The following is a 25,714-nucleotide window of genomic DNA, read 5'->3' on the forward strand; positions in this document are numbered from 1 at the left end:
CCCCACGCCCGCCCGTAGCACGGTCAATGTCACGCAGATCAGGCCATCTGCGTCGGTGTCAAGGTGGCGGGAAGTGCTCTGGACTCGTCGTAGGTGTCGAGGTAACGGGCGAATCCGGCGGGGGCGCGGCTGTGGTGGCGGGCGCTGGTGTCCACCGGGCAGCTGGCGTCGGCGACGACCCGTAGGCCGGCCTGCCGGCCGCGGAACACGAGGTCGTGGTCCTCACCGTGGGCGAGGGGAGCGAATCCGTCGAGATCGGCGTAGGCGCTGGCGGTGCAGCCGAGATTAGCTCCGTGGACATGGGTGTGGTCGGAGCCGTGGAGCCCGCTGCGGTAGCGCTTCTCGTACCGGTCGCGGACCCATCGTCCACGGGGCGTCCAATCGGTGACGGTGACAGTGCCGGCGAGGATGTCGGTGCCGCGACGTGCGTGGTGCCGGTGCCAGTCGATCCAGTCTCGAGGGACGCGACTGTCGGCGTCGGTGGTGGCGAGCCACAGGCCCCGTGCGCCGCCACGCAGCGCGTGGGCGAACCCGGCAGCTCGTGCGGCACCGACGTTACGGGCCGCCACCTCCACGACGGTAGCGCCGGCCTGCTCGGCGATGGCGGCGGTGTCGTCTCGGCACTGATCCGCCACCACGATCAACTCTGTCCGTACCGGCTGGTCGTGCAGAGCCGCCTGCAGCGCGCTGAGGCAGTCGGGCAGCAGGGCCTGCTCGTCGTGCGCGGGTACGACCACCACGACACGGTTCAGCACAAGCCCTCGGCCTGGGCGACGGACCTGGCCTGCGGAGGTACGCGGAGAAACACGTCGAGGAGAAAGTCATCCTCTTCGTGCCGTCCGAGGCGGTGCAGGCCGGGTTCGGCGTTCAGCCTGCGGTGGACGTCGTCGCCGGTGCGCGCGTGTTCGGCGACGGTGGGACGCCAGTGCACCGCCACGAGGGTGCCACCGGGCTCGAGCGCCTGCACCGCCCGGCTCGTCAACAGGCCGAGGTCGACATCGTCGAAGTAGTAGCAGAGTTCCGACAACACGACGAGGTCGAAGTGGGCGTCAGGCCAATCGCTCGGCATTCGACGTTGCTGGACCTGCACATGCCGGTGGTCGGCGAGCCGCTCGGCGGTGGTGCGCACGGCCTCGGCGGCGATGTCGACGGCCAGAAGTCGGTCACATCGCTGGGCCAGTCGGAGGGTGAGCATGCCGGTGGAACAACCGGGTTCGAAGCCGGAGCGGTATCGCCGCTGCGGAAGAGAGGCCACGGTCAGGTCGTGCTTGCGCTGCTCGTACCAGCGCGTCTGGAAGCTCCAGGGGTCGTCGTTGGCCGCGTACATCTCGGCGAAGTATTCCGGCGGGGTGCTGCGGGAGGAAGCTGTCATCAGATGAACACCGTTTCGTACGGGCGGGCGAAGCGTGCCAGGACGTTCGGTGGCAGGATCGCGGCATCGGCCGGCTCCGGGCCCAGGGGCAGGATCTGGCTGGGGAACTCGTTGATCGCGCGGGCTTTGGCGGCGCGGGCACCCTCGGTCAGGTCGACCCGTCGGGCACGCTGCCAGGGCACCTCGGGGGCGTCGGGCACAGCCCAGTGCCAGGCCCAGATGGGAAATTCGAGTAAGACCGCTCCGGTGTGCTGACACGCCAGAGCGGCGGCCCGGCCGACCGCCTCGTGGTCGGGATGTCCGTCGCCGCGCCAGGTCGTCAGGCACCACTGGCCCGGCCGCAGTCGCCGGCACAGCACCTCGGTCAGCGACGTCTCGTCCACGGCCCCGTCCGGCTGGCCGAGATGGTGCACGTCCGACCGGGGTACACCGAGAAGCTGGCAGGCGGCAGCTGTCTCGGCACGGCGGATCGCGGCCAGTTCGGCCCTGCCGTAGACCCGCGAACCGGGATGCGAAGCCTCACCATCGGTGACGACGATCACCTGCGCACCGTCGACCATACTGAGCAGACCTCCGACCCCGAGAACCTCGTCGTCCGGGTGGGGGGCGACAACCAGCGGCGCCGTCGCACCGGTGAAGGTCAGCGACAGACGCTCCCAGGTGGCCGGGGCTGACCACGCCGCCCACCGTCGTTCGTCGGTGCCGTCGGCGACGATCGGTTTCACCACTGAGGGTCCTCCTGTCCGGCCGCGAGCGCACCGAGCTGCGCGAGGTCGGCCTCGGCGTGGCTCTGACGTAGATACACGGTGAGATCGGCGACGCGGCGAGCGTGCTGGTCGTCGCGGCACAGCGGGCCCGCCCCGAGGGCACGGCCAACCCGGTCGAGCACCGTCGTAGCGGCCGTCTCCACAACGGCCCGAACCTCGCGCGCGAGCCGGCCCGCGTCGCCGGTGGGGTCGGCGTCGATTCGAGTGGCGGCGGCCTGCAGCGTGGCACGGGCCGCGGCGAGGATCGCGGCGACGGCCCCCAGATGCGCCATGGCGTGCGCGTCGAGTGTGCGTGCCCGTGCGGCCCGGTGCAGGGTGTCGGCAACACCGACGGCTGCCCCGTACCAGCAGGCGGCCACTCCCACGGCGCCGTGCCAGAAGCCAGGTCTGTCGGTGTACGCCCCGGGGCCGCCGACCGGACTCGCCGTGACGTCGGCGAAGCGGACCGTTCTGCTGTCGCTGGCGGCCATGCCGACTGCCGGCCACGTCCCGTCCAGTGCGTCCACGCCCGCCTGATCCAGGTCGACGGCGAACAGCTGGATTCCGTCCGGTGTGCCGGCGGTGACCAGCGCCCGATTGCAGGCCGCCGCTCCCGAGCACCAGGGGCGATCACCGGTTAGAGTCCAGTCGGCACCCTCGGCGGAAGCGGTCACCGACGTCGGCGCCGCCGCCCAGACTCCCCACGCGTCGCGCCGCCCACCCGCGTCAGCCGTGCCGTTGAGCTCGGCGAGAATCGCCAGTGCGTCCGCGTGCCCCTCGCCCAGCCGAGCCAGGACAACGTCCTGGCGGCCCAGCTCGGCCAGGCGTAGAAAACGTTCAGCGGTCCGGCCGCTGCCGGGCAGCGGAAGATCGAATCGCCCGGCATCGACACCGTTCCGGAAGGCCGCCTTCACCGCTCGGGCGTGCTCACCGGTGGGCATCAGCTGCTCGCCCGCTCGACTCATACCCAACTCCTGAATCCCGGCAGTGATCAGACCGCGGGCGGTGAAAGATCGAAGCCCGGTGCACCGCGCACAAGGTGCCCCACGCTCACCCGCTCAAACATCGCGGACATCAGGCCGAGACGGCAGCGACGCAGAACTCGTTACCCTCCGAATCGGCCATCACCACCGGGCAGTCGACGAGCAGGTGGTCATCGATGGGCGAGACGCCGGTGGTGAGGTACGCGCCGAGGTGCCCTCCGCCCACGGAGCGCCACCGCCACCGTCGTTACCAGCGTGCAGCGCGAGGAGCGACTTGGTAGCGGCTGCTGGCCAAGCTCGATCAGGAACTGAACCTCGCAACGGCCCCCCGTTGCCGACTGCGGGACTGTCGCGACCGCTTAATAGCAAGGACGGTAGCCGCATACCGCGGCTCGGCGGCGCATTCCGCCGTCAGCGGGCCAGGAAGCTGATCAAGGCCGAGTTGAACTGGTCTGCGTGCGTGACGTTGATGCCGTGCGGGCGGCCGCTCACGACGACGAGCTCGCTGCCGGGCAGGGCGCCTACGTGGCCAACCCAACCAGCATCACAACGGCGACACCGGCGGAAATCCACGAGGTGCGTAACGCGACAGCCGGTCGAACAGACAGCCGATACGTGGCGAGCGCGTACATGGCAAAAGCACTGGCCACGAGCGCGACGAGTCACGCAGCGAGTAGAAGGGCTTCGTTCAGCGGTAACGCCACGGCGAGCCTCCCGACGGTTCTCCCCCGCACCCCAGTCAACGCCTCACACTCGGCGGCCAGGCGGGCCGAGCAGTGAACGCTGGATGGCGAACCAATGCCTCACCGGACCAGACGGTGAACCTCCCCGGGAAGGGGCAGCCCCGAGCACGTGTGCGCACATGACTCGAGACGTGGGGATCACCGCGGCCAGGAGAGGGCCGCCTGTGCCATTCACCGGGCCGCAGGTTTCGCTCGAATGAGCAAGTGTCGATTGAATCGGTGACCATCGTCCCCCATCGCCGACGGGACCAGATCGAACACAGCCGGAGCCGTACGGACACGGCGGGACGGAGGGGACCCGCGTCGGACGAGCAGCCACCGAGCAGTCGAACACCCACAAGGGACACGAAGAGTGAGAGCCAGACCTGCGTTGCCGCAGGTCAGGCTCTCTTGATCTTGTGCACCCGGAGGGACTCGAACCCTTAAACTGGTCCGCCCTGCATGGCGAATAGCGGGCTGTCAGGCGAAACGGTCAGCCTTGGCGCCACTTCTGGTTGGCAGTGCCGGCGCAGTCCCAGATGATCAGACGCGCGCCGTCGTTGCCGTTCCAGCCGTCGATGTCGACGCACCTGTTGGCCTGCGGATTTACCAGGTCGCCGGCCGCCGACAGGACGAACTGCTGAGCACCGGTGCCGTTACAGGACCAGAGCTGAACGACCGCCCCGTTGGCGGTGGACCCGCCGGAGACGTCCATGCACTTGTTGTTCTGCGACCGCAGGGCCCCGCCACTGAACGTCCAGGCCTGGGCGGCAGTGCCATTGCATACCCAGGTCTGCAGCGGTACTCCTTCGGCGAAGTTGGACGACGGCACGTCTATGCACTTGTTGTTCCAGTTACTGATCAAGCGGGTGTTCCCGCCACCGCCGGTGGTGATCAGGCTGAGTCCATAGGTGCTGAGGATCTCGTTGACCGGCTGGAACCACATCGTGGCACCGGAACTGCAGTTACCGGATCCGCCCGAGGTCACACCCTGCGCCTGGTTCCCCGAGATCCACGAGCCGCCGGAGTCCCCGGGCTCGGCACAGGCGTTGCTGCGACTCAGGCCGGAGACGGCGCCCTGGGCATAGTTGATCGTCTCGTTGCGGCCCAGAATCGTGCCGCAGCGCCAACCGGTCGTACGGCCGGACCGGCACACCGAGCTGCCGATCGCGGCGTCCTGCGAACCCGCCACTGTCACGTTGCCGCCGGAGTAGTTGTTGACCCACGGCTGAGGCGTCCAGGAACTGTTGGTACGGATCCACGAGTAGTCGTTGCCGGGGAACGACGAGCCGGCGAAGCTGCCCTGTGCGACGTTGTTGTAGCCGAGGGTGGGGCTACCGACGCCGCCACAGTGTCCGGCGCTGACGAAGCCGCCAACGACCGCGAAGCCGACCGAGCAGAGCGTGTTGCCATTGATGACGTACTGGTCGCCACCGCGGACGTCGTACAGGGGCCGGGGTGCTTCCGGGGTCTCGACGACGGCGATGGCGTCGACGGCGACGCCGCTCGCCCGGGCGAACGCTCTGGCGGCCGGCTCGCCGCCGGGCTGCACCCGCAGGACGACGCGGTTGGCCTGGACGTCGATGTACCAGCCGTGGACGCTCCTACCGGCCTTGGCACCGTGCCGGTCGAACGCCGCCAGCATCGCGTCGAGCTGCCTCTCGCTGCGGGAGACGACGCTGGCGTCCGCGCCCTGCGCGCGTACCACGGTCATGGCGGAGGTGTCGGTGACCGCGACGGTCAGACGATCGCCGCCCTCCGGGACCCAGGCGCCGGCGAACGACGAGCCGAGCCGCTCACGCAACCGCCGCTCGACAGCCGGCGCGACGGCCTCAACCCGTACCCGCTTGACGATCTGGGCGTCGGTGAGGTGCAGATCCCGCCGCATGGCGGCGACCATCGCGGGATCCATGTCCAGGGTGGGCGACGCGGTCGGCGCGGCCGGAGCCGGCCTCGCATCGGCGGAGCCGACGCTCGGCGTGAGGCTGAGCGTGGCGAGCACCACGGCGGCGATGCCGAGCATCCTCGGTAGAGATCGCATGGCAATTCCTTCCAGCTCTCGGTCGCGAGAGGCCCGCGGACCGACGGTGGCGGAGGAGACATGGAACGGGACGGAGAGCGCTCTCTCGCGAATGAGTGTGAGCACAACATCTACGCATGTCAATCAAATGTCGCCGCGGCAGCGGTCACGGGTTCCCGACCAGACGCGCGACTATGAACACAGACCGCCGTTCTACCCCGCCGGTTGGCAACACACCGATCAGTACCAGGGCTTCTGATCGGTGATTCATCACTGCCCGTAGTGCCGAGGCGCGCCGCGAACCTGTGCCAGATGCAAGCCGTCATCGACGTGGCGGAGTCGGCGGTGCCGTCAGTCGCAGGCCCGAACCCCTCGGGCGCAGGCTTTCCACCGCACGCACCGCCTCCGACCTATTGCTGGTTCCGCCGGGCGTGAGATGCGCCCGGCGGAACCGGAGGGTGTTTATCCGAGCGTGAAGCGGAAGAAGCGGGGGCGGTAGATGCCTGGGTCGCGGTAGTGGTCGCCGTCGGGCGAGACGCGAGTGTCCATGCTGTTGACGTTGTAGGAGGCGATGAACGTGTCGCCGGAGCTGAGCGCCGGGTGGACGTGGGCGTTGTAGGAGATGACGTTCGGGTTCCAGTAGCTGCCGTACGGTCCGGGTTCGGGCATTCGGTAGACAGGGGTTTTCTGGGTGAACGGGCCGTAGGGTGAGCAGGACGTCCAGGCGTTGATCTGGCCGCTGAACGCTTGGGTGCTGTCCTGGCTGAGCAGTAGGAACTGTCCGCCCCATGGGGTGACGCTGTATTCGTTGGCGATGCCGGTCAGCAGGTTGCGGGAGTTCTGCTCACGCATCGTCCAGCCCCACGGCGTGTGGTACTGCCAGGTGCCGTTGGCGAGGTCGCTGCCGTACACGCGTGCGATGCGCATTTGCTTGTTGATCGGGGAGTCGTCCACGCCGTAGACGTAGGTGTAGCCGTCGCCGCTGCGGCTGGCCGGCAGCAGCCCGGAACCCCAGGCGACCCCGCTGGCCGAGGGCAACTCCCGGACGCTGACCGGGGTCCGCAGGTTGGACAGGGCGAAGTTCGCGACCACGTTGCGGTTGAACCGCCAGTCCCAGGCACCGGAGCCGAAGCGCTCGTATTCCTGGTACACCACCTGGAGTTGCCCGCCGGAGAGGTGACCGTCACCGACCCAGTACCACTTACCTGTTCCGGAGGGAGGCATCAACGCTCGCGGAGCCCCGGCGGTGCCGCCCTGGTAGGTGGTCAGTGTTCCACCGCTCTGCACCACGAATGTGTTGTTCACCAGCGGTGCGGTCACTGGTCTGGTGCCGTTGCCGTTGAGCGGTCCCATCCAGGTGTCGGAGAACAGCCACACGATCCGACCGTCGGGCAGCTTCACCGAGTACGTGGAGTCACCGCCGGTCCAGCCATCCCGCGTGCTGGCGGCGTACCGGTTGAATGTGCCCTCCGGCTCGACGGTGGTCTCCACGCTGCGCACCGACAGCGGCCGCAGGACGCACGAGCGGCCGGTGAGCGGCAGCGTGGTCTCCACGTAGGTGCTGAACGTCTTCGGGCTGCTGTCCGCGTCGGCGGAGTGGATGCCCAGCTCGGTCCAGGTCGTCACCAGGGTGGCGACCATGGGGTACGCGAAGTCCGGCACGGTGATCAGGCCACCGGCGTCGGGGTAGCGCATCGTCTTGATGCTCGGGTACTTCACCTGCGTGCCAGCGCTGCCAGCCGGCGACCAGATGATCACCGCGGAGCTGCGGTTGGCGTCCTTGCTCGTGTCGATCAGCAGCGTCGAGCAGTACCCGCAGCCCGGGTCGCCGGAACTCTGGACGGCCCGGAAGTCGTGGTAGACGGCGCCACCCTTGCGCAGAATGTCCTGGTACTCGACGTGCGTGCCAGCGGGGGTGGAGTGACTCTTGCGGGCCGGCCTCGCGCCGCCGAGAACGTCGCCGCTCGTCCCACTCAGGGCGGAGATGTTGTCACGCCACAGTTTCGTGTCGGTATCCGTGTAGCCGTAGCTGCGCCACGCGTCCACCGTCGGGGCGGGGGCGGCGTTCGCCTTGGCCAGCCGGTAGTTGGCGATGTGGTAGCCCAGCAGCATGTCCTTGAAGTTCAGGCCATAGCCCTGCGCGGCGTGCCGGATCGCCTCGATCGGCAGATGGTCATGGTCCCGGATGCTTTCCCAGGTCCGCCGTACGAAGACCGGGTCGATCTGCTCGGTGAGATAGATGGGCAGCAGGAACGCCCCATACTGCGGGCTGCGTCCCAGGCCACCCCACGAATTGAGCGCTGAGCCCGGCATGCTGAGCACGTCGTGGACGTTGCGCGCATACAGCTTCTCCTCGTCGGGGATGGGCAGGTACGGCTCCCGGACGTAGGTCTGGTGGGCGGCCCACTCCGCGGTGGCCTCCATCCACCAGTTCATCGAACCGAACTCCTTGCCGCGCACGTAGCTGGCGATGAAATCGAGACTGACGTCAGACTTGTCCCAGTACTGGTACTGCATGACGTGGAACAGCTCATGCCGGGGCAGGTAATCCCAGTCGGTCTGCCCGTTCGGCACCAGGATGGTGGCCTGCTGATTGAGCCCGAACGGCAACACGAAAGGCGCGTCGATCTCCAACCCGGCCCCGCCCACGACAGGGATCTCGTCGACGCCGTAGACCAACACCCACGGCTTGCCGTCGCGCACCGGCAGCGGGTAACCCATCTCGCGATACTCGTCCACAGCGATCGCGAGCGAATTCAGTAGGTGCTGGACGGCCTTGGCCCGGCCGTTGGAATGGTAGTCCGCCGGTATGCCCGGTCGGCCTGCTCCGGCGATGTTGAACAGGATGAGGAACTCGCCGGCGGATGCCCGGCAGCGGTAGGTGACACCGAGATAGTCGAACGGCTCGGCGGCGCAGTCGTCGTAGCCGGCCGCCGCAGGGGCGGCGGCCGGCGCGGCGACGTCCGGCGCGATCATCCTCGCCGCCTCGGGCTCGACGCTCGCTGCCAGCATCGAGAGGTAGGTCAGGTACCGCTGCGGGTCGCGGATGGCACCGGTCTGCCGTAGGTGGGCGGGTACTGCCCGGGGCGAGCGAAGCGCGGTGAGTCCGTACCGCACCGCGTCGTCCCGGGAGAGCTTGCCCCGGTGGTACGCCGAGAGGATCCGTTCGTTCGGTCCGAAGTCGGGCGGAGTGACTGCCTTGTGCGGCGCAATGCTGGGCGGGGCCTCCTCGAACGGCTTGGGCCTCGGGACCGGCGGGGTAATCAGGTCCGGCTCGGGGGTGTGCGGCGCTGGAGCGGTGCCAATGGCACGGCTGGCGGCTCGCGCGGTGTCTGGGTCGGGTGCCGCCTGCGCAGCGCCACTGGTAGACACTGCCCCGGCCAGAACTACCGTCGCTGTGGCCAGAGCCAGGGTCTTCCTCATCTACCGCTCCTAGCTTGGAGGTTGTTGGACGTATCGGGTTGCACGTGCGGATTCGCCGGCAGATCACGAGCCTGATCTCCGACGGCGTGTTCGGAAGTGCCGGCTACCCCGCGACGATGCTGATGCCGATCATGCGTGCGCCGGTCTCGGTACGCGGGCGGTGCGTGCTGCCCGGAGCAAACACCACGTAACTGCCCGGACCCAGACGGTGGCCCCGATCGATGAACTCACCCGACACCACGTAGTAGCGCTCCTCGCCCTCGTGCACGTCCACCTCTGGCCACTCCGTTCCCGGGGCGAAGTCGTACATCCAGCCACGGGCCCGCTCGGTCGCCGGCAGGCGCCGCCGGATGATGCCGGGCACGACCTCGACGGGTTCCACCTCGTCGACCTGCAGGATCTGCACATCATCAGATGCATTAGCCATGCAGTCATGATCGTCGTGTGCGTGCCGCACCGGCCAGTGTCTGCAATGACGTTGGCAGGTACATTCCTGCCATGATCATTCATCGGGTGGTCGCCCTGGTTCTGCCGCCGCAGTCCACCTTCGAACTGGCCTGTGTCGCTGAGGTGTTCGGCGTGCGGCGCCCCGGTCTACCAGTCAACTACCGGTTCGACGTGTGTGCCGAGCAGCCGGGCATCGTGCCCACCACGGCTGGTTACGACATGGCGGTCACCAGCGGGCTGCACGCGCTCGAGACCGCGGACACTGTGGTGATTCCGGGTTGGCAACGCCGCGAGCAGCCCGCGCCGTCCGCCGTGATCGATGCGCTGCGGCGCGCTCACCGGCGCGGTGCCCGCATCGTCGCCATCTGCTCCGGCGCTTTCCTGCTCGCCCACGCCGGCCTGCTCGATCAGCGCAGGGCGACCACTCACTGGCGGATGGCCGCCGACTTCGCCGCCCGATTTCCCGGCGTGCATGTCGAAGCCGACAGTCTGTACATCGACCTTGGCGACGTTGCGACAAGCGCGGGGACCGCGGCCGGGATCGACCTGTGCCTGCACCTGGTCCGCAATGACCACGGCGCCGCTCACGCCAACCAGATCGCCCGGCACATGGTCATGCCGCCACATCGCGAGGGCGGGCAGCTGCAGTACGCGGCAATACCCCTGACCGCGCACACTCCGGTGTCCCTGGGCCCGGTGCTCGACTGGGCCACGGAGAGACTGCAAGATCCGCTCACCGTCAACGACCTCGCCACACAGGCCAGAATGTCCCCGCGTACGTTCGCCCGCAGATTCACCGCGCAACTGGGTATCAGCCCAGGACAGTGGCTGCTCCAGCAACGGATCACGGCCGCACGAGCGCTGTTGGAGGAGACCGATCTGCCGGTCGAGACAATCGCGACCAGAGTCGGCCTGTCCACGGCCACCAACCTGCGCCGCCGTTTCCGCACCACGGTGAACACCACGCCGACCGCCTACCGCCGCTCCTTCGGCCGCGGCGGGAGGATGTAGACCGCACGCCACGACACCTGGCCCGAGCTGCCCCTACGGCACGTGGAGAGCGGGCGGTCATCGCGCCCGTCGTCCGGTCCGGCCCCGCGCTTTCGCAGGGCCTGGCGTCTCAGACCGCCTCGCCATCGGAAGCGGCGTGCTTACGGCGGTCGTAGTGGCGCGCCACTCGCACCCGGTTTCCGCAGGAGTTGCCGCACCATTCGCGGTTGGGCCGGTCACGGAGGAACAGCAGTACGCATCCGGGTGCTGCGCACGTACCCAGGTGGCCGGCGGCGACGAGGGCGACAGCGTCGGCGGCAACCTCGGCTAGGGCACCGGTTATGGCCGCTGCTCCGTGTCGCGTCGTCAGTCGTGGCTCCCCCGTATCGGCAAAGGCAAGCTCCTGCCAGCGCGGTGCCATCCGGGCGGCGACGTTGAGGCTCTCGACGTCCACCTTGGCGGGAATCTGGCTGGCGGAGAAGGCACCAGCGATGGCACGGATGGCAGTTCGGATGCCTCGGGCGACAGCCAGCTCGGCGGGACCTACGGTGCTCAGCGCCTCGTCGTCGACCGGCACGGCGCACAGGAAGCTGACGCGGCCAAGCCAAGCGGCGAGATCCGCAGGTGTCTGAAGCTCGTCACAGACCTCCCCCCGACGAGTGCGGACGGTATTGGCGAGCTCGATCGCAAGACGCACGAACTAATGATACCTGCCCCTTGCGGCCATTAGTTCACCCTGTTAACTTCTAACGGCCTCTGGCGAAACGACCATTAGGAAGGCTGCGAATGACCGATCAGAGCATCATCACGGGCCACGTCGGGTTGAACGTCACCGACCTTGACCGCTCGCTCGACTTCTACAGTCAGGCGCTCGACATCGAGGTCATCGGCCGCTCAGATGTCGACGGCCGGCGCTACGGCTTCCTCGGCCGCCACGACCTGCTCATGATCACACTCTGGCAGCAGAGTGGCGCGCCGTTCGCGGCTGACCGTGCCGGCCTGCATCACCTCTCGTTCCAGGTCGCCGACGTCCCGGCCCTTAACGAGGTCGAGCGCCGGCTGCGCGGGCTGGGTGCCGACATCCGTGACGACAACGGTGTGCCGGGTGAGCTAGCCGCCGCCGGACAGGTGTTCTGCTACGACCCTGACGGCATCCGCCTTGAGGTGTACGCCTTCCAGCGTCCGCCCCGGCCGGCGACCGTCACCGGCGACGGCCCGCCGTGCGGCTTCTTCTAGGGGTATGGCATGAGAATTCACTCAGGCGAGGTGTACGTCCAACGCAGGTCCGGCTACACACGCGAAGGGCTCGGCTCGGCCAGCGTCGGCGTGCGCCTTCCGGAGATCGCGCGCCAGTTCCTCATCCGCCAGCGCATGGTGGTGATCGGCGGACACGACACGGCCGGAGCCTTGTGGGCGAGCCCGCTGTATGGACCACCCGGCTTCCTGCGTGCCAGTGGCGAGCGCGATGTGATCGCGGACGCCGCGCCTGCCGCGGGCGACCCACTGGAAGCGGCGTTCGCCGCCCCGGCTCCTCTCGGTGCGCTCGCCATCGAGCCGGCCACCCGCCAGCGCATGCGCATCAACGGCACAGGTCACGTCCAAGGGGATCGGCTGATTATCACGGCCGACCAAATCTTTGCGAACTGCCCGAGGCACATCACCCGCCGGGAAGCCCATGGTGACGTCAACACAGGTATCTTTGCGGCCCCCAGCGACCGGCTTTCCGACGAGCAACTGCGCGTCGTGGCCGGTGCCGACACCTTTTTCATAGCCACCAGCGCCAAAGGCCATGGAGCGGATGTCTCGCACCGCGGCGGCAGCCCCGGGTTTGTCGTCGGCTGCAGCGCCACGACGCTGTCCTGGCCGGAATACCGCGGCAACGCCATGTACATGACCCTTGGCAATATCCACGTACAACCACGTTGCGGCCTGCTGTTCATCGACTGGACCGGCTCCCGCCCTGCCCTACAGGTGACGGGCAGAGCCTCCATCGACTGGGACCCCGGCCGGCTGGCCGACCACCCGGGCGCCGAGCGCATGGTCGACATCGCCATCGACAGAGTCGTCGAGACGCCGGGAGACGCCCTGATGTGGCGTTCGCTATGAGTTAGCCCGCACTCCTTTCACCCCGGTCCGCGATGCCGGGCCGATCGGCGACCGATGCTACGTCCGTGGCGGCCCGGTCGGAATCTTCAGAACAGCGAGAAAAGCCTCTACCGCTGGGGTCCGGCCCAGGCGGCTCCAGACGAGGTACTCGACACGGGCCGGCGCATCGACCACGTCAACGGTGCTCACGCCGCTCAGCCGTGGCACGTAGGCGGAGGGGAGCATGGCGACGCCGAGACCCGCGGCGACGAGCTCAGCCATCAGGTCGGCGGCGGTCACCTCGAACGCGACGTCGCGGACAAGGTTGGCGGCAGAGAATGCCTGATCGGTCTGGGCCCGCCCGGCACTTCCGGCGGGAAAGTCGACGAAAACCTCGGCAGCGAGCCGGTGGAGGTCGACTGCCGGTTCGCGCGCGAGCGGGTGATTGGGTGCGATCACGGCGACGAGCCGGTCCCGGGCAAGTTCGTGAACATCGACGCCCTTCGGTTGAACCCCTCCCGGCAGTCCCACGAACGCGAGGTCGATGACTCCCTGCTTGATGTGCTCCACGAGTTCGTCACTCCCGCCGACCCGCAGTCTCACGCGCACGTGTGGGTACCGCTCCCGGAACGCGCTGAGCGTGGCCGGGATGTCGACGGCCGCAACCGTGGGGATCAGACCCACAGTCACTCGTCCCCGCACCTCCCCCACCGCCGCCGCGACCTCGGCGGCTGCGCGCTCGGCGGCGTCCAGACACTGGCGGGCGGCGGGGAGGAACGCCGCCCCCGCCGGGGTCAGCCGCACCCGGCGGCTGGTCCGCTCGAAGAGCCTCGCGCCGAGTTCCCGTTCCAGACGCGCAATCTGGTGACTCAACGCGGACTGAACGACCAGGCACCGTTCGGCGGCCCTGGTGAAACTGCTCGTCTCGGCGACGGCGAGAACGTAGCGCAGCTGATGGAACTCCATTGATCCATCTTCCCTGTTGATCGATCGGATGACAAACATGTGTTGGAGTCATTGATAAGCACGTGGTCAAACTTTTGACATGACACGTTCCGGAGCGGAGACACTCCCCCGCCGAGCCGGCGGCGGCACGCTGCCCGGTAACCTGCCACGCACTGCCCTGACCGCGCTCGCCCCGCTGGCCTGGGGCACCACCTACATCGTCACCACCGAGCTTCTTCCGCCCGGCCACCCGCTGTTCGCGGGACTCCTGCGCGCGTTGCCCGCCGGTCTGGTGGCGCTGGCGGTCACCCGCACGCTGCCGAAAGGGGCCTGGTGGGGAAAAGCGGCAGCGCTCGGCGTACTGAATATCGGACTTTTCTTCCCGCTACTCTTCGTCGCGGCCGAGCGGCTGCCGGGAGGCGTCGCGGCGACCCTGGGCGCGGTGCAGCCGCTCATCGTCGCCGTCCTGGCCACGGCGGTCCTACAGGAGCGACTCTCCGTCTGGCGTGCCGTCTGGGGCGCGACCGGAGTGTTGGGCGTTGGCCTCGTGGTGATCGGGCCAAATGCCGCGCTCGACCTGGTGGGGATCGTGGCTGGCCTCATCGGCGCGACCACGATGGCGCTCGGGGTGACGCTCACCAGGCGCTGGGGACGTCCTGCCGGGGTGAGCCCGATGGCCTTCGCCGGCTGGCAGCTCAGCGCGGGCGGTCTGTTCCTGACGCCGATCACCTTCCTCGTCGAGGGGGCGCCACCAGTGATCGACCCGCCCGCCATACTCGGCTACCTCTGGCTGGGCCTGGTCGGCGGTCTGGCCGCGTACGTCCTGTGGTTCCGCGGCGTCACCACGCTGCCCGTGACCGCCGTCGCGGTTCTCGGTCTACTCTCGCCCCTGGTCGCCGCGCTGCTCGGCGCCATCCTGCTCGATCAGACGCTCGGCCCAATCCAACTTTGCGGGCTCGGGCTCTCGCTCGCGGCAATCGTCGCGGGACAGCTCCCCACGCCAGCCGGCCCACGCCACACGGGCGTGCAGGTCGGACCGGACGGGGCATCTCGTTGAAGATCGCCCTGGTCGGAGCGCGGACACTGGGCGATCGAGACGCCTACAGCGGTTACCAGCGAGCGTCACTCGTGGCTTCCGGCGTCATCGCCGTGGATGTCAAGGAGTGCGAGGAAGGCCTTGGCCGCCGGCGTGAGCTCGGCCCGGCTCCAAATGACGTGCTCGACGCGGGTCGGCGCGTCCGTGACCTGGATGATGGTCACGCCGGTGAGCTGCGGCGCGTAGGCGGACGGGAGCATCGCCACGGCAAGTCCCTGCTCGACCAGCCGGGACGTGAGGTAGGCGTTGGTTACCTCGAAGGCGACGTCGCGGCTGAGACCGGCGGCCGCGAATGCCTGATCGGACTGGATTCGCCCGGCGGTCTTGGCCGGCAGGTCGACGAACACTTCGGTGGAGAGCCGACGCAGGCTGACCGCTGACTCCGCGGCGAGGGGATGGTCCGGGGCTACCACGGCGACGAGCCGGTCGCGGGCGAGTTCTCGGGCGTTGACGCCTTCGGGTCGCGCGGTGGTGGGCAGGCCGAGGAAGGCCGCCTCGACGGTGCCCCGCTTGACCTGCTCGATGAGTTCTTCGCTCGCACCCGCACGGAGGTTGATGCGTACGGAGGGGTACCGCTGACGGAAGTCTCGCAGGACGCCGGGAAGGTCGACGGCGGCGACGGTGGAGATCAGGCCGATCACGAGCCGTCCGCGTACCTCACCGACGGCCGCCGCCACCTCGGCGGAAGCCCGCTCCGCGGCGTCCACGCACTGACGGGCGGCGGGCAGGAACGCGGCGCCGGCTTGGGTCAACCGGACACGTCGGCTGGTGCGCTCGAAGAGCTTGGCGCCCAGTTCCCGTTCCAGGCGCGCGATTTGGTGACTGAGCGCGGACTGCACCACGAGGCAGCGCTCGGCGGCCCGGGTGAAGCTGCTCGTCTCGGCGACCGCGATCACGTAGCGCATTTGCTGTAGCTCCACCGATCCATCTTCTTTCACGATCGATGAGGTGACAAGCATGTGTTGGACTCATTGATCCAATCGGGTGAAGCTTCGAGCAGAACCGGCACGGCACAGCCGTTGTCCGGCCGAACTCCCCTCACGACAAGAAAGAAGACATGGCCACAATCGATGAGCACCCGTACTCGACCCTGAGGTCATGGCTGGGTGTCGCCGTCATCACTGCCAGCCTGTTCACCTTCGTCACCACCGAACTGATGCCCGTCGGCCTGCTCACCCCGGTGAGCGCGAACCTGGATGTGTCCGCGGGCGTCGCCGGATTGATGGTCACGCTGTACGGCATCTCCGCCGGCCTCGGTGTGCCGTTCATCGTCGCGTGGACCAGGCGCATCAACCGGCGCATCCTGCTGTCCGTACTCCTGGCGATCCTGGCTTTGGGTAACCTGCTCACCGCCGCCGCACCGAACTTCGCCCTGGTCCTCACCACCCGGCTCGTCATGGGATTCGCCAACGGCGTCTTCTGGGCCATCGGCGTGAGCATGGCGATGCGCCTCGTACCGGGACGTCTCGCCGCCCGAGCGTCGGCGGTCGCGCTGTCCGGCATCTCGATCGCCGCCGTGGTGGGCATTCCACTCGGCACCTTCCTGGAAAGCCTCACCGACTGGCGCACCACATTCCTCATCTGGGCCGGCCTCAGCGCGCTGATGTTCCTCGCGGTCACCGTGACCATTCCCTCGCTGCCCTCGCAGAACGCCGTCCCGGTCCGGGATGTCTTCCGACTCCCGATCCAGTACCCGCAACTGCGCCTGGTGATGGTCGCCGTGACGCTGTACGTGCTCGGCCACTTCGGCGCGTACACCTACATCCGGCCCTTCGCGGAGGAACAGGCGTCGGCCTCGGCCGCCTTCATCACCGTGTTGCTCGTGATCTACGGCATCGGCGGTACGGCCGGCAACTTCATCGCCGGCCACACCGTGACCAAGAACGTCTGGGTCAGCTTCGTCCTCGCCTGCGCAGGGCTCGTGACAGCGATGCTGCTGCTGCTCACCATCGGGCACACACGGCCCGGTCTGATCCTCGCCGTTGCCCTCTGGGGAACGTCCTTCGGCGCCGCGAACCTGTGCCAGATCAACCTGATGCTCGGCGCCGCACCCGGGAAGTTCGAGGCAGCCATGTCCATCAACACCATGGGCTACAACACGTCCATCGCGCTGGGCGCGCTGTTTGGTGGATGGTTCGCCGACAGTCTCGGCGTCGACAGCGCCCTCTGGTTCGGTGTGGCGCTGACGGCCGCCGCGTTGCTCGTCACCGTCGCCATACGTCGAACAACCACCGCGAAGGTCTCCGAGGACGAGTTGGCCACCACCGGGTGACACGTTGACCGGCAAAAGGGCGAGCCCGCCCTGACCAGCGGAGCTGCCGCCCGGCAGAGGGAAACCGGGCGGCAGCCGCGTGGTGTCAGTGCGATGCCACCACGCGTGCGTTCATCGTCGCAGCCGCGACGATCGCGGCCACCAGGAAGACGGCTCCGCCGAGCAGCAGCCCGTCGACGTACCCGCTGGTCAGTGCGTCTGGGAGGGCGGTGCCCGAGGGCTGGTCGGCGGTCACTGCGGCGGCCACGCCGCTGAGCAGCGCAAGGCCGAGTGCGCCGCCGATCTGTTGACTGGTGTTGACCACGCCAGAGGCGACACCGGTGTCCTGCGGGGCCACCCCATTGATCGCGACCACTGTGGTGGCCACGAAGGTAAGTCCCAGTCCGAAGCCGGCGACCAGCTGAGCTGGCAGCAGCGCGGTAAGGGCGTTCGACGTCGGGCTGAGCGCCCCGAACCAGACCATGCCGATGGCCGCCAGCACCAGGCCGCCCACCGTCAGGGCGCGGGCCGTCAGCCGGGACAGCAGCTGGGGACCGACGCCGCCAGCCGCCACCGCGATGCCGACGGTAAATGGCAGGTAGGCCAGGCCGGTCCGCATCGGGGGGTAGCCCTTGACCACCTGCATATAGAGAGTGAGGAAATAGAACAGGGCGAACATGCCGCCGCCTACCAGGAACATGGTGACGTACGCGCCGGTCCGTGCCCGGTCGCTGAGGATCCGGCCGGGCAGCATCGGCGCCCTGGCGGCGCGCTGGACGAGGACGAACGCGATCAGCAGGACCGCGGCAGCGATCAGAAAGCCCAGGGTGACGGTGTCGCGCCAGCCGTGCAGGGCCGCGCGGTTGATGGCGTACACCAGTGCGGCGAGCCCGGCGGTGGCGGTGACGGCACCGGCGAGGTCCGCCCGACCGCGCTCGCGCTCCCCTCGTGGCAGCACCGACGTGCCGAGCAGCACGAGCACGGCGATGGGCACGTTGACGAACAGGACCCACCGCCAGCTGACGTACTGGGTGAGGGCGCCGCCGAGCAGGAGGCCGACCACGGAGCCCAGGCCGCCCATCGCCCCGTAGACACCCAGCGCCTTGTTCCGTGCCGGCCCCGCGGGGAACGTCGTGGCCAGCAGCGACAGCGCGGTCGGCGCCGCGATGGCGGCGCCGACGCCCTGCAGCACCCGGGCGGCGATGAGGACGGTGCCGGACCAGGCGAAGCCACCCAGCAGTGAGGCGACGGTGAACAGGACCAGGCCGATCCGGAAGACCCGCCGTCGACCGAACAGGTCACCGGCTCGGCCACCGGCTAGCAGGAGACCGCCGAAGGCGAGCGCGTACGCGGTGATCACCCAGTTGAGGTCGGCGGTGGCCATCCCCAGTGCCCGCTGGATGCTCGGCAGGGCCACGTTCGTAATGGTGTTGTCCAGCACGAGCATCAGCTGGGCGGCCGCGATGACCAGCAGTGCGAGGCCAAGTCGTGGTGGTGGGCCCGTTTCCGGCTCCACCACCAGCGAGGCCTTCGATTCTTCGTAGACAGACATTGATTTTCTCCAGAGTCGGTGTTTGCGGATCAGCGAATGCGGGGGTTCCAGGGGCGGACGTCGAGGTACTCGGCCCGCCACTCGGTGGCGTACGCCCTCTTGATCTCCTCCGGCATGCGGCCGAGGATGGCGGCGACGGTCTCCGGCGACGCTCCCTGGAGCAGCCAGGGCAGGTAACGCGCGGACTCCGCGCCGACGCGGTTCCGGTGGTCCTGACCGAACGCCGCCCACTGCGCCGCGGTGAGCACCGAATCGACGAGGCGCAGGCCCTCGTCCTCCTCGTGCCGCAGGTGCCCGGCGACGCTCAGATAGAGGGCGTCGACCACATCGCCGAGGCGCTGCGGCCCGGACTCCCGGTCGGCGATGGCGGCGTCCACGGCGTCGAGCAGCGGATCGATCGCCGCGTGTTCCGCCTCCATGGCGTCGAGCAGTGCCCTGTCCGGCTGGTCGGCCAGCCGGGTCGCCATCGGGCCCCAGACCGCGACGTCCTCGGAGGTGTGGTGCACCCGGAGGAAAGCCTTGAACATCTCCCAGCCGACCGCCGCCCGCAGGATCTGCCGGGGATCGTCGTCGGCGGTGGCGGAGACCCGGGCCAGCTGGGCCAGGTCTCGGCGCAGGGCGTCGTGCACCGCGAACATCATGGTCATGTCGAGGGTGTGGGTGGCCTCGCTCATGGTTCGTCACCTCGCATCAGGTCATTCGTTGGTTGCCCAAACGTTAGGGCGACCAACGGTATCAAACCGTAGGTGCCACCAACAGACTGGTAGGATGGGCCCGTGGATCTACCCGTCCAGGACGAGACGCCGGCCCGACTCAGCGGACTCACCAGCTGGTTGATGACGCAGACCGCCGCTCACGCTGGGCGGCTGATCGCGGACGGGTTCGCCCGGGCCGGTGCGCGGGGCTACCACTACCGGGTGCTGGCCTCGCTGGACGAGTTTGGTCCGGCCAGCCAGGCCGCGCTGGGGCGGCGTAGCGGCATCCACGTCAGCGACATCGTGGCGACGATCAATGAGCTGACGCAGGCCGGGCTGGTGGAGCGCGCGCCGGACCAGGCCGACCGGCGGCGCAACGTCATCACCGTCACGCCGGCCGGCCGCCAGCGGCTGCGCTGGCTCGACGAGCAGGTCCTCGACATCCAGAACGATCTGCTTGCGCCACTGTCCGATAACGAGCGCGCGGAACTGCGGCGGCTGCTCGGTCGACTGCTGAGCCACCACCGGGCTGATGCGAAGCAGGAGCCCTGAGCGCGTCCAATCGGTCCGGGCGGTCCTCGGACGGCGCGACCGTGCTTTTTACTGATTCGGGAACATGAGGAGGGGCTCACTCCACTGCCGGGCTGACGTCGCCGTTCTGCCGCGAGCGAACCCGCTTGTCTTGTTGGGGTCCGCTGCGGAGGATCGGTGGATGGATCTCCTCACCGCGGAACGGCAACTTCAAGCCGCTCAGCGCGCCGCTGACGTCGAGTCCCTCGACGCGCTACTGCACCCGCAGGTCGTGGGTGCCGGACCGGACGGCACGGTCTTTACGAAGGAAGACGACCTGGCTGGCTACCGCTCCGGGGCACTGCGAATCACCAGCCTGGTGGAGGAGTCGCTCGACGTCCAGGAAGACGGCCAGACCGGGATGACTCGCATGGTCGCTGCGGTGGATGCCGTTCAGAGCGGTGCCGCCATGTCCGCGCGGTTGCGCTACACCCGACTCTGGGTGCGTGAGAACGACAACTGGCGGGTGTTGGCCGCCACCTTCGTCCCGGTCCAGTGAGTCCGTCCACGAAGGACGAGGATGGAGTGCACGACCGCGGTGGCGAGGCGTGGTCAGCAGCGCAGTTTCGTCAGGGCCTTCCCGGTAGCTCGTGGACGACCGGGCGCTGGGCGCATGCCGGATGGCACGCGCCCAGCGCCCGGTCAACGTCTCAGAACGGTGGTAGCCAGCTCGTCCTCGACGGAGGCCGCCGTGGTGGTCATCTTGAGAAGGGCCGGATGACGCTGTGCTCCGTGGCACCGCGTCCCGGGTGCTGAGAGACCACCATCAGGGCTTTGTCAGCAGCTCGAACAAGCTCGAGAACCCCTGAGCGCCGAAGCCGTCAGCGATCCGGCGGTTCATCAAATCCCTGACCTCTCGCATCCGCACGGCTTCCACGCCGATAGATCGCCGATGGCTGATCATGTCGTCCATCAGGGCGGCTTGGACGGTGAGCGGGCCGAGATCCGGCGGGTATTCGCCGGCCTTGACCGCGTTGCCGATCGAGGTCAACAGCGGGGGCAGCGCGGCGACGGAGCTGGCGACACGCTCGGCGAACTCCGCTACGTCGACTCCTTCCGCCTGCACCAGCCTCAGGGTGTGCAAGAACCCGATGAGGATCTCGTAGCCCATCGCGACCTGCGCCATGAACTCAACGGCGGCCGAGCCGGCTTCTTCCCCGCGGTAGGTGACGGTGCCCAACTCCCCCAGCGTCGACCCGTGCGCATCGATCGCGTTGCGGGAACCACTGAACGACAACATGACGCGCGGCGTACCGACGTCTGCCGCATCGCCCAAGATCTTGCCATCGAGGTACGTGGCCCCGCGCTCTCTCGCCCAGCGATCGTTGGCCCGTGCCTGGTCGGGAGAGCCACTGGTCAGGTTCACCAAGACCTTGCCCGCGACTGCGGCGTCCACGGAAGCGAGCACCTCGTCGACCGCCCCGCCGTCGAGCAGACACACCACGACGAGCGGGCTGGCGGACGCAGCCTCCGCGGCGCTCGCGGCAGCCGTGGCGCCAGAGTCGACCAGCGGCAGGGCCTTGCTCACGGTCCGGTTCCAGACCGTCGTACGGTGTCCGCGATCGATGAATGTCTGGGCGATCGCCGAGCCCATGTCACCGAGACCGAGCACGGTGACCCGGCTGGCCTGTTCGGTCGGATTCGCGGTGGTCGTTGTCAGCATGACTTTCCTCGTTTCTAAACGGTGATTCGATGCGTCAGGTGGCTTCTACCCGAGGTCGCTCTCCGCCCGGACGGCGGCTGTCAGGCGGGTGAGTCGTGCGCCCTGGAAGCGGGCCGTCTCGAGGACGGCTCTGGCGTACTCCGGATCCCGGGCGGCGCGGCTCTCCACGAGGCTGACGCCGTACGGGTTCCCGCCGGCGGCGTGCGCGGTGTCGTAGTTCAGGTAGCCAGTGGGCAGGATGACAGCCCCCCAGTGGTGGAACGTCTGGTAGAGGCTGAGCAGGGTCGACTCTTGGCCGCCGTGCTCCTCGTAACTGGCCGTGAAGCCGGTTGCCGGTTTGTCGGCCAGTTCCTCTGCCCGCCAGGGGGCGGTCGTGGTGTCGATGAATTGGCGCAGTTGAGAGCAGACGTTGCCAAAACGTGTCGGTGTGCCGAAGGCGTACCCGTCCGCCCACCGCAGGTCGTCCAGGGTGGCGAGCGCAATGTCGGCGGTGGCGTCGAGGTGGGCCCGCCACCGCGGCCTGGCATCGACGACCTGATCCGGTGCCAACTCCGCCACCCGGCGCAAGCGGACCTCCGCGCCGGCGTCTGCCGCTCCGTCTCCAAATGCCTGCGCGAGCCGGTGCACGGTGCCGGTGGCGGAGTAGTAGATGACGGCGATCCTGGCAGCGGTCTGCACGGTTACCTCCTGGGTCGGCTCGGTTCTCGGTCAACCGTGCCGAGCAGGCTTACCGTTCGCTGACGATCCCCTTACCGATGCCGCTGAAATCCTCTTTGTCCAGGTCGAGCTGTGCGCCGCGGCACATCTCGGCAGCGAGTTCCTCGCTACCGAGCGCCGTGCGGAGGCGAGAGGTGATGCGCTGGACGTCATGCTGCTCACCGGGGGGCAACGGCGCTCCGGTGCCCGCGCGAAGCGTGCGGGCCGCGCCGAGCAGCCGTGCGGCGAGGCGATGGTCACCGCCGAGGCTGGTCGCCCCGGCCAGTCCCTCGACGGCCAAGGCGACCGCCCGGGGGTCCCCGGTGGCGCGCGCCACGTCGAGCGACTCCCGGTGGCGGCGCTCGGCGAGGACCGCATCGGCGCGGTGCTCCGCGATGAATCCCAACTCGGCAAGGGCAAGCGCGTAGCCGGGCAGGTAACCGGCGTGCCGGTTCCAGTCGAGTAGGTCCCGCTGCTGGGTCTCGGCGGCGTCGAGGTCACCCCGCCGACGCGCGATCATCGCCAGGCCCGTGCCGGCGAAGGCGGCGGCGGATCGGCTCGACTGTTCCCGCGCGACCTGTAGCGCGCGGTCGTGGCAGGCGGCCGCCTCGTCGAGGTCGCCGCGCAACAGGGCGATCCGTCCCATGCACGCCAGCTGCCGGGACACCGACGTCCACAGCCGCAGCTGTTCGGCGATGCGCAACGCCTCCCGGTACCGCATGGCTGCGCTGTCGTAGTCGCCGTGGATCTCGGCCAGGGTGCCCAACAGGCTCGTCGGATGCACCTGCCCCCAGCAGTCGCCCAGTTGCACGAACAGCGTCCGGCTGGTCTCGCAGTCACGCTGCACACCGGGCAGGTCGCTGCGGTGTACGAGCGCGAGGTCCGCCCGAGTGGCGCAGGCGGCAGCGATGCCCCACTGGTCGCCGTTGGCGCGGAACGTCGTCAGTGCCGCGTCGACCAGGGCGGCAGCCTCAGCCGGATCTCCGGAGCCGAGCATCATGGAGGCGAACAGCCACTGCGCGAACGCCTTCTCCGGCCCGTCGGCGTCCTGGTGGCATTCGAGGATCCGTTGCCGGGGAGCGTTCGGGTCACCGTCACGGGTTGCCAGGGCGGTCAGCCACATATCCGCACGTCGCCGCAGGGCGCCCGGTGCGACGTCGTCCGCACTTTTCGGGACGATGTCCAACGCCGTTCGCAGCGACCGGCGCAACTCCCCGAGCCGACCCCGGAGCAGCCGGTACCAGGCCAACGAGGTCGCGAGCGCCAGGCCCATGCGAGGCTGACCATCGGTGGCGGCGGCGTCCAGTGCCGCCCGCAGGTTGGCATTCTCGGCGTCGAGTTCCCGTAGCGCGCGACTCTGGTCATGACCCCGTAGCCGCCCTGCGGCCTGCTCAGCGAGACGGACGAAACACGCGGCGTGACGGCGACGGGTCGCCGGGAGTTCGCCGGCACTGTCGAGCTGTTCGAGACCGTAGGCAGCCACCGTCTCCGCGAGCCGATAGCGTCGTGGACTCTCGCCGCGCCGCGTCAGGACCAGCGATCGGTCGATCAATCGTGCCAGCACATCGAGGACCTCGTCGGACGCCACTTCTCCGCCCGCGCACACCTGCTCGGCGGCAGCGAGGGTGGCACCGTCGCTGAAGACCGCCAGCCGGCGCAGCACCGCCCGTTCGCCGGGCGACAGCAACTCCCAACTCCAGTCGATCACGGCGCGAAGCCCCTGCTGACGAGGGGGCGCGGTACGCCGACCGGATGACAGCAGTCGGAAGCGATCGTTGAGCCGCGCCGCCAACTCGCCCGGGTCGAGAACGGGCAGCCGGGACGCGGCCAGTTCCAACGCCAGCGGTACGCCATCGAGGCGCCGGCAGATGGTGGCGATCGTGTCAGTGTTCCGCTGATCGACGATGAAGCCCGGCTCGACGGCGCGGGCACGGATCTCGAAGAGCCGAACCGCCGGGGCCGCGGCGATCTGTTCCGCGGTCGCTCCCGGCTCCGGCAGCGCCAGCGGCGGCACCGGCAGGACGACCTCGCCCGGGATCCCGAGCGGTTCACGGCTCGTCGCCAGGATGCGCAGGTCGGCCGCGGCGCCGAGAAGGCTCTCGGTCAGCTCAGCGATGGGCGTCACCACGTGGTCGCAGTTGTCGAGCAGCAGCAGCATCCGCCGGTCCCGCAGCGCGGCGAGCAGCCGATCCATCGGCTCACCTGGCCGATCACCGGGCAGACCGGCCGGGGCATCGTCGCGGATCTCGAGAGTCGCCGCCACCACGTCGACAACCTCGGTACAGGTCACTTGGCCGTCGCAGTGCGGCTGGCCCGCCAGCTCAACGAGCCACACTCCGGCGGGGAACGCGTCGGCCAGCAGACGAGCGGCCTCGAGCGCCAACCTGCTCTTACCCACCCCACCCATTCCGGTGAGGGTCACCAGCCGCCCGTTCGTCAGCCGCTCCCGTACCGCCTTGACGGCCTCGTCACGCCCGATCAATCCGCCGTACGGACCAGGTGCCAGAGGCGCCGGCAGGTTGCTTCGGACCGGAGACGACGGCGGTGCCGGCGGCTGCAGCGCGCGGTCCTGGCGCAGGATCGCCCGATGCAGCTCGGTCAACTCCTGGCCGGGATCGATGCCGAGTTCATCACGCATCTGCCGACGGAACCGCTCGTAGGCGGACAGGGCTTCACGCTGGCGTCCCGAGCCGTACAGGGCGCGCAGGTGCGCGGCCCGTAACCGCTCGCGCCACGGGTGACGGGTGACCAGGTCGGCCAGTTCGCCGGCGAGCAAGTGATGCTCACCGAGATCGAGCCGGGCCTCGGCCAAATCCTCCAGCGCCGCCAGGCGCTGGTCGTCGAGCCGCTCGACCGCCTGACGGACGAAACGCTCGTCACCAAAGTCGGCGTACGGGGAGCCGCGCCACAGCGACAGGGCCTCCGTCAGCTCCGCGACCCGGCCCACTGGCTCCCGCTGCGCCCGCGAACGCGCCAACAGAGCCGCGAAGCGGCCCGCGTCGACCGATTCCGGCGAAATACGCAGCCGGTAGCCGGCATCACCGGACTCGACAAGCGCACGGCCACCCGCCCCACCCGACTCCAGCGCGCGACGCAACTGCGACACCTTGGCCTGGAGCGCACCGAGCGGGTTGCCCGGCGCCCGGTCACCCCAGAGATCCTCGATCAGCCGGTCGGGGGACACCGGATGCCCCTCATGGACCAGCAGGTCAGCCAGGAGAGCCCGAACCTTCAGGCCGGGTACGGCGACGGGTTCGCCGTCGGGCGTCCACACCGCGATCTCGCCCAGCACCCCGAACCTCACCGCTTCACACTAGCCAGTCGGCTGTCCCGCCCGCGAAACGTCGATCGACAGTCGGCCCGCTCACCGGCAGGCGGCGCCGACGCCACCGAGGCGAACGTCAGTCGACGAGCAGTCGGCGGTAAGCCACCCCGGCGAGGCTGAACCGAGCCCACAC

At 68.9% G+C, this 25,714-nt stretch carries 23 protein-coding genes; 7 read left to right on the forward strand and 16 right to left on the reverse strand.

Annotated features, from left to right (window positions below):
• Nucleotides 1-38 precede the first annotated feature (38 nt).
• The 8 genes from ABZU43_RS22045 to ABZU43_RS22080 form a co-directional block, all read right to left on the reverse strand.
• Complete coding sequence (locus tag ABZU43_RS22045) at nucleotides 39-755, reverse strand: glycosyltransferase (RefSeq protein WP_355008354.1); 717 nt, start codon at nucleotides 753-755, stop codon at nucleotides 39-41.
• Entirely contained in the window at nucleotides 749-1,372 is a 624-nt protein-coding gene (locus tag ABZU43_RS22050) for an SAM-dependent methyltransferase (protein ID WP_355008355.1), read from the reverse strand. Before ABZU43_RS22050 ends, ABZU43_RS22045 begins: the two co-directional genes overlap by 7 nt.
• Nucleotides 1,372-2,100, reverse strand: coding sequence for a PIG-L family deacetylase (locus ABZU43_RS22055; protein ID WP_355008356.1), 729 nt, complete (start codon nucleotides 2,098-2,100; stop codon nucleotides 1,372-1,374). The genes ABZU43_RS22050 and ABZU43_RS22055 overlap by 1 nt, the downstream gene beginning before the upstream one ends.
• Complete coding sequence (locus ABZU43_RS22060; protein ID WP_355008357.1) at nucleotides 2,094-3,083, reverse strand: acyl-CoA dehydrogenase; 990 nt, start codon at nucleotides 3,081-3,083, stop codon at nucleotides 2,094-2,096. The genes ABZU43_RS22055 and ABZU43_RS22060 overlap by 7 nt, the downstream gene beginning before the upstream one ends.
• 109 nt (nucleotides 3,084-3,192) lie before the next feature.
• Entirely contained in the window at nucleotides 3,193-3,327 is a 135-nt protein-coding gene (locus ABZU43_RS22065) for a hypothetical protein (RefSeq protein WP_355008358.1), read from the reverse strand.
• Nucleotides 3,328-4,316: 989 nt separating this feature from the next.
• Nucleotides 4,317-5,864: a ricin-type beta-trefoil lectin domain protein gene (locus ABZU43_RS22070; protein WP_355008359.1), complete on the reverse strand. Its 1,548-nt coding sequence runs from the start codon at nucleotides 5,862-5,864 to the stop codon at nucleotides 4,317-4,319.
• 441 nt (nucleotides 5,865-6,305) lie between these two features.
• Nucleotides 6,306-9,266 carry a hypothetical protein gene (locus ABZU43_RS22075; protein WP_355008360.1) on the reverse strand — a complete coding sequence of 987 codons (2,961 nt, stop codon included), beginning with the start codon at nucleotides 9,264-9,266 and terminating at the stop codon, nucleotides 6,306-6,308.
• 103 nt (nucleotides 9,267-9,369) lie between these two features.
• A complete protein-coding gene (locus ABZU43_RS22080; RefSeq protein ID WP_355008361.1) occupies nucleotides 9,370-9,693 on the reverse strand; it encodes a cupin domain-containing protein in 324 nt (107 codons plus the stop codon).
• A gap of 71 nt (nucleotides 9,694-9,764) precedes the next feature.
• Here ABZU43_RS22080 and ABZU43_RS22085 point away from each other — a divergent pair, with 71 nt between their 5' ends.
• A complete protein-coding gene (locus ABZU43_RS22085; protein ID WP_355008362.1) occupies nucleotides 9,765-10,724 on the forward strand; it encodes a helix-turn-helix domain-containing protein in 960 nt (319 codons plus the stop codon).
• A 109-nt stretch (nucleotides 10,725-10,833) separates the two neighbouring features.
• On the opposite strand, the gene ABZU43_RS22090 is transcribed toward ABZU43_RS22085, so the two are convergent.
• Nucleotides 10,834-11,400: an ABATE domain-containing protein gene (locus tag ABZU43_RS22090; protein WP_355008363.1), complete on the reverse strand. Its 567-nt coding sequence runs from the start codon at nucleotides 11,398-11,400 to the stop codon at nucleotides 10,834-10,836.
• A gap of 89 nt (nucleotides 11,401-11,489) precedes the next feature.
• Between ABZU43_RS22090 and ABZU43_RS22095 the strand changes: the two genes are divergently transcribed.
• The gene (locus ABZU43_RS22095; protein WP_355008364.1) at nucleotides 11,490-11,939 is read left to right on the forward strand and encodes a VOC family protein; all 450 of its coding nucleotides are present in this window, start codon (nucleotides 11,490-11,492) and stop codon (nucleotides 11,937-11,939) included.
• Nucleotides 11,940-11,948: 9 nt separating this feature from the next.
• A complete protein-coding gene (locus ABZU43_RS22100; RefSeq protein ID WP_355008365.1) occupies nucleotides 11,949-12,809 on the forward strand; it encodes a pyridoxamine 5'-phosphate oxidase family protein in 861 nt (286 codons plus the stop codon).
• 57 nt (nucleotides 12,810-12,866) lie between these two features.
• On the opposite strand, the gene ABZU43_RS22105 is transcribed toward ABZU43_RS22100, so the two are convergent.
• Complete coding sequence (locus ABZU43_RS22105; RefSeq protein WP_355008366.1) at nucleotides 12,867-13,793, reverse strand: LysR family transcriptional regulator; 927 nt, start codon at nucleotides 13,791-13,793, stop codon at nucleotides 12,867-12,869.
• 40 nt (nucleotides 13,794-13,833) lie between these two features.
• On the opposite strand from ABZU43_RS22105, the gene ABZU43_RS22110 reads away from it, so the two are divergent.
• On the forward strand, nucleotides 13,834-14,790 hold the full coding sequence (locus tag ABZU43_RS22110; protein ID WP_355008367.1) for an EamA family transporter: 957 nt from the start codon (nucleotides 13,834-13,836) through the stop codon (nucleotides 14,788-14,790).
• Nucleotides 14,791-14,855: 65 nt separating this feature from the next.
• On the opposite strand, the gene ABZU43_RS22115 is transcribed toward ABZU43_RS22110, so the two are convergent.
• Nucleotides 14,856-15,749 (reverse strand): LysR substrate-binding domain-containing protein, encoded by an 894-nt coding sequence (locus ABZU43_RS22115; RefSeq protein ID WP_355008368.1) that lies wholly within the window; start codon nucleotides 15,747-15,749, stop codon nucleotides 14,856-14,858.
• Nucleotides 15,750-15,886: 137 nt separating this feature from the next.
• Here ABZU43_RS22115 and ABZU43_RS22120 point away from each other — a divergent pair, with 137 nt between their 5' ends.
• Entirely contained in the window at nucleotides 15,887-17,101 is a 1,215-nt protein-coding gene (locus ABZU43_RS22120; protein WP_355008369.1) for an MFS transporter, read from the forward strand.
• A gap of 85 nt (nucleotides 17,102-17,186) precedes the next feature.
• On the opposite strand, the gene ABZU43_RS22125 is transcribed toward ABZU43_RS22120, so the two are convergent.
• Complete coding sequence (locus ABZU43_RS22125; protein ID WP_355008370.1) at nucleotides 17,187-18,632, reverse strand: MFS transporter; 1,446 nt, start codon at nucleotides 18,630-18,632, stop codon at nucleotides 17,187-17,189.
• Nucleotides 18,633-18,661: 29 nt separating this feature from the next.
• On the reverse strand, nucleotides 18,662-19,306 hold the full coding sequence (locus ABZU43_RS22130) for a hemerythrin domain-containing protein (RefSeq protein ID WP_355008371.1): 645 nt from the start codon (nucleotides 19,304-19,306) through the stop codon (nucleotides 18,662-18,664).
• Between the two features lie 102 nt (nucleotides 19,307-19,408).
• Between ABZU43_RS22130 and ABZU43_RS22135 the strand changes: the two genes are divergently transcribed.
• Both ABZU43_RS22135 and ABZU43_RS22140 read left to right on the forward strand, forming a co-directional pair.
• Nucleotides 19,409-19,879 (forward strand): MarR family transcriptional regulator, encoded by a 471-nt coding sequence (locus ABZU43_RS22135; RefSeq protein ID WP_355008372.1) that lies wholly within the window; start codon nucleotides 19,409-19,411, stop codon nucleotides 19,877-19,879.
• 160 nt (nucleotides 19,880-20,039) lie between these two features.
• Complete coding sequence (locus ABZU43_RS22140) at nucleotides 20,040-20,396, forward strand: nuclear transport factor 2 family protein (protein ID WP_355008373.1); 357 nt, start codon at nucleotides 20,040-20,042, stop codon at nucleotides 20,394-20,396.
• 267 nt (nucleotides 20,397-20,663) lie between these two features.
• On the opposite strand, the gene ABZU43_RS22145 is transcribed toward ABZU43_RS22140, so the two are convergent.
• From ABZU43_RS22145 to ABZU43_RS22155, 3 genes are read right to left on the reverse strand one after another with little or no spacing between them, the layout of a single operon-like run.
• Complete coding sequence (locus tag ABZU43_RS22145; RefSeq protein ID WP_355008374.1) at nucleotides 20,664-21,560, reverse strand: NAD(P)-binding domain-containing protein; 897 nt, start codon at nucleotides 21,558-21,560, stop codon at nucleotides 20,664-20,666.
• A 45-nt stretch (nucleotides 21,561-21,605) separates the two neighbouring features.
• On the reverse strand, nucleotides 21,606-22,238 hold the full coding sequence (gene wrbA / locus ABZU43_RS22150; RefSeq protein WP_355008375.1) for an NAD(P)H:quinone oxidoreductase: 633 nt from the start codon (nucleotides 22,236-22,238) through the stop codon (nucleotides 21,606-21,608).
• Between the two features lie 49 nt (nucleotides 22,239-22,287).
• The gene (locus tag ABZU43_RS22155; RefSeq protein WP_355008376.1) at nucleotides 22,288-25,560 is read right to left on the reverse strand and encodes a BTAD domain-containing putative transcriptional regulator; all 3,273 of its coding nucleotides are present in this window, start codon (nucleotides 25,558-25,560) and stop codon (nucleotides 22,288-22,290) included.
• Nucleotides 25,561-25,714: the final 154 nt, after the last annotated feature.

Origin of the sequence: Micromonospora sp. NPDC005205 (assembly GCF_040608275.1) — a bacterium.
Taxonomy (GTDB): domain Bacteria; phylum Actinomycetota; class Actinomycetes; order Mycobacteriales; family Micromonosporaceae; genus Micromonospora.

What these genes read in the sequence shown, in the direction of transcription:
- ABZU43_RS22050 (WP_355008355.1), bottom strand. Translation starts at nt 1,372, where the DNA reads ATGACAGCTTCCTCCCGCAGCACCCCGCCGGAATACTTCGCCGAGATG.
- ABZU43_RS22060 (WP_355008357.1), bottom strand. Translation starts at nt 3,083, where the DNA reads ATGAGTCGAGCGGGCGAGCAGCTGATGCCCACCGGTGAGCACGCCCGA.
- ABZU43_RS22070 (WP_355008359.1), bottom strand. Translation starts at nt 5,864, where the DNA reads ATGCGATCTCTACCGAGGATGCTCGGCATCGCCGCCGTGGTGCTCGCC.
- ABZU43_RS22075 (WP_355008360.1), bottom strand. Translation starts at nt 9,266, where the DNA reads ATGAGGAAGACCCTGGCTCTGGCCACAGCGACGGTAGTTCTGGCCGGG.
- ABZU43_RS22080 (WP_355008361.1), bottom strand. Translation starts at nt 9,693, where the DNA reads ATGGCTAATGCATCTGATGATGTGCAGATCCTGCAGGTCGACGAGGTG.
- ABZU43_RS22085 (WP_355008362.1), top strand. Translation starts at nt 9,765, where the DNA reads ATGATCATTCATCGGGTGGTCGCCCTGGTTCTGCCGCCGCAGTCCACC.
- ABZU43_RS22095 (WP_355008364.1), top strand. Translation starts at nt 11,490, where the DNA reads ATGACCGATCAGAGCATCATCACGGGCCACGTCGGGTTGAACGTCACC.
- ABZU43_RS22100 (WP_355008365.1), top strand. Translation starts at nt 11,949, where the DNA reads ATGAGAATTCACTCAGGCGAGGTGTACGTCCAACGCAGGTCCGGCTAC.
- ABZU43_RS22105 (WP_355008366.1), bottom strand. Translation starts at nt 13,793, where the DNA reads ATGTTTGTCATCCGATCGATCAACAGGGAAGATGGATCAATGGAGTTC.
- ABZU43_RS22110 (WP_355008367.1), top strand. Translation starts at nt 13,834, where the DNA reads ATGACACGTTCCGGAGCGGAGACACTCCCCCGCCGAGCCGGCGGCGGC.
- ABZU43_RS22120 (WP_355008369.1), top strand. Translation starts at nt 15,887, where the DNA reads ATGGCCACAATCGATGAGCACCCGTACTCGACCCTGAGGTCATGGCTG.
- ABZU43_RS22125 (WP_355008370.1), bottom strand. Translation starts at nt 18,632, where the DNA reads ATGTCTGTCTACGAAGAATCGAAGGCCTCGCTGGTGGTGGAGCCGGAA.
- ABZU43_RS22130 (WP_355008371.1), bottom strand. Translation starts at nt 19,306, where the DNA reads ATGAGCGAGGCCACCCACACCCTCGACATGACCATGATGTTCGCGGTG.
- ABZU43_RS22140 (WP_355008373.1), top strand. Translation starts at nt 20,040, where the DNA reads ATGGATCTCCTCACCGCGGAACGGCAACTTCAAGCCGCTCAGCGCGCC.
- ABZU43_RS22145 (WP_355008374.1), bottom strand. Translation starts at nt 21,560, where the DNA reads ATGCTGACAACGACCACCGCGAATCCGACCGAACAGGCCAGCCGGGTC.